General features: G+C 38.6%; 4 protein-coding genes and 1 tRNA gene. 2 read left to right on the top strand and 3 right to left on the bottom strand.

Annotated features, from left to right (window positions below; genetic code table 11):
* The coding region (locus tag EZ444_RS26975) for a transposase (RefSeq protein ID WP_165503676.1) at window positions 1-266 on the top strand (266 nt) is incomplete at its 5' end.
* A 155-nt stretch (window positions 267-421) separates the two neighbouring features.
* Here the strand turns inward: EZ444_RS26975 and EZ444_RS26980 are convergent.
* Window positions 422-498: transfer RNA gene (locus EZ444_RS26980), tRNA-Asn, on the bottom strand.
* A gap of 219 nt (window positions 499-717) precedes the next feature.
* On the bottom strand, window positions 718-1,242 hold the full coding sequence (locus tag EZ444_RS26985) for a CHRD domain-containing protein (RefSeq protein ID WP_165503743.1): 525 nt from the start codon (window positions 1,240-1,242) through the stop codon (window positions 718-720).
* Window positions 1,243-1,376: 134 nt separating this feature from the next.
* Between EZ444_RS26985 and EZ444_RS26990 the strand changes: the two genes are divergently transcribed.
* On the top strand, window positions 1,377-1,988 hold the full coding sequence (locus tag EZ444_RS26990) for a sigma-70 family RNA polymerase sigma factor (RefSeq protein ID WP_131612998.1): 612 nt from the start codon (window positions 1,377-1,379) through the stop codon (window positions 1,986-1,988).
* Between the two features lie 92 nt (window positions 1,989-2,080).
* Here EZ444_RS26990 and EZ444_RS26995 read toward each other — a convergent pair.
* Window positions 2,081-2,335, bottom strand: a 255-nt coding sequence (locus EZ444_RS26995) for a transposase (RefSeq protein WP_165503648.1), incomplete at its 5' end; no start/stop codon positions are given.

The raw sequence follows: 2,335 nt of genomic DNA on the forward strand, positions 1-2,335 counted from the left end.
TTAAGAATTGTACGCAAAGAGATCTTGCTTTTACCAGATTAGCCTTATGGTACAATCATGTGGAAGATAGTGGAATTGAAGCTTTTAAAACCGTGGCAAGATCTATTCAAACACATCGCTTCTCCATCGTCAACTTCTTTGTCAACAGGAGTACAAATGCTTCTGCAGAATCGTTCAATGCTAAGGTGAAAGCTTTCAGAGCAACTTCCAGAGGGGTCAGAGATGTTAAATTTTTCCTATTCAGACTATCTAAAATCTATGCTTAAATTTCCTTCCCCCCAAGAATTCCGCTTGATCCTGTCTAATGTGTGAATCATGTGAGGACTTGTCTACCAGGAAGGCTTAGGTGTGGTCCGATTTCTTGTCGGGACCGTTATAAACCAAAAAAGCCTCTCAGTTTTCACTGAAAGGCTTTGTAATTTGGCTCCCTCTGCTGGGCTCGAACCAGCGACCCTCTGATTAACAGTCAGATGCTCTAACCAGCTGAGCTAAGAAGGAGTGCTGGTTGCCAAAACGTTGTTTGATGTCTTTTAAGGACAAAAACGTATGTTCGTTTTGGGACTGCAATATTAAGGATTTTTGATGAAAGGGACACTAATAAATGTAAAAAAACTCAGTATTTCTTTTCTGCTTTTCTATTTGTTTGAAAATCAGGTGTTCTTCTGTTGGATTAATAGCAAAAAAGCCTCTCGTTTTTCTACGAAGAGGCTTTTTTGGTTAGTACGGATTACCTGCACTCGGACTATTAAAGGCTATGTTACCTCTTATTTCTCCGGCAGGAAAGGCCGCGCTGTGAACGTTAATATACCATTTGCCTGATAATAGTTGGGCGGCTTCTAGATCTGTAAGAGCCCGTGTGGTTCCACTTAAGCTGCCAGTGTTGCCGGTAGCAAATCCAGTAATGGGAATAACTACTGGTGAACTGATCGTTGCACTTCCATTTTCAGCTCCATGAAAGTGCATGTTGGTTGTGGTTGATTGTGGATTGTCTAACAACCAGTTGATTTGATAAGTGATCATTTTCGTCGCGGGATCGTAAGAAAGTGTCGCTGTTCCACTTCCTGCCGTGGTTACAGCAGGAACTTCAGATGCCCCATTCATTACAACATTTGCTGTTCGAATTGGATTTACGACAACTGGTTTCGATTTGTATTTTTTGCAAGCTCCTAGAGCTAGGACACTAATCGCTACTATGAATAGTAATTGTTGCCATCCCTTTGGGGTTAAAAAAAACTTTTTCATAATGTAGGTGTTTTTGTAATTCATTTACTGTTGCTATCCAGCTTAACATTCTCTATAAGTTAGATTAGTCTATTAAAAATCGGTTACTTCCTTTCATCTAAGAATTGCAATCTTTTTTCATTCCAAAACAATCAATGGACACATTTAAAGGACTTCGGTCCCAACAGTTTTCGGAGATAGAGCTGATTAGTCTTATCGTTAGTGGACAAAAGAGGCTTTTTGAATATTTGATGCAAGAGTATAGCAAGCGTCTTTACAGGATTGGAATGTCTATTCTTCATCGGGATGTTGATGTGGAAGATATGATGCAGAACACTTACCTTAAAGCTTATGAGCATCTGAATGAATTTGAACAAAAATCTTTATTGGGTACTTGGCTTACCCGAATTATGATTAATGAATGCTTGTTACAAAAGAAAAGAAATCGGCGTTTTAATTCAGAATGCACTGAAAGTTATTCAAATAGTAGGGCCGATATGCAAACTCCCGAAAATATCCTGGTCTCTAAGGAGTTGGGTTTGCAACTGGAAGACGCTATAAGCAGATTGCCTGAGCAGTATCGTTTGGTATTTGTATTACGGGAGGTCGAAAATTTATCCGTGAAGGAAACAGGGGAGGCCTTGAGTATTGGAGTTTCAAATGTAAAGGCATCTCTTCGTCGCGCTAAAACAATGCTTCGTAAAGATTTAATTGAGTATCTAAGTGATCATTTATTTAAGTTTTATCGTTCTCGCTGCGACAAATAAAAATAAGCTAGCTATTTTCTCCTTTGAAGAATTATATAGATTTTCAAAGGATCAATCCCAAAAGTTGTGGAGCAGGCGTGAATTTTTGGATTTTAAGCATACAATTGAGTTAGTCTATACAGGAAGAATTCTATGTTTTTCACACCTCTAAACAGATTTCTAAAAGCCTTTATTTTTGCATTAAAAGATTCCGCGGAAGCATTAGTAGATCTGTTATCAAAGTAGTTCAATATAGTCTGATAATGGTTCTGTATGGACCTGGCAATTGTATTAAAAGACTTGAATCCCGTTTGCCGTACTTTTTCATGCCATTTGGCCAATCTCGCCAAGGCGAAGACTTTATCTGT

Origin of the sequence: Pedobacter hiemivivus, assembly GCF_004331685.1 — a bacterium.
In the GTDB taxonomy this organism is placed as follows: Bacteria; Bacteroidota; Bacteroidia; order Sphingobacteriales; family Sphingobacteriaceae; genus Pedobacter; species Pedobacter hiemivivus.

What these genes read in the sequence shown, in the direction of transcription:
- EZ444_RS26985 (WP_165503743.1), bottom strand. Translation starts at nt 1,242, where the DNA reads ATGAAAAAGTTTTTTTTAACCCCAAAGGGATGGCAACAATTACTATTC.
- EZ444_RS26990 (WP_131612998.1), top strand. Translation starts at nt 1,377, where the DNA reads ATGGACACATTTAAAGGACTTCGGTCCCAACAGTTTTCGGAGATAGAG.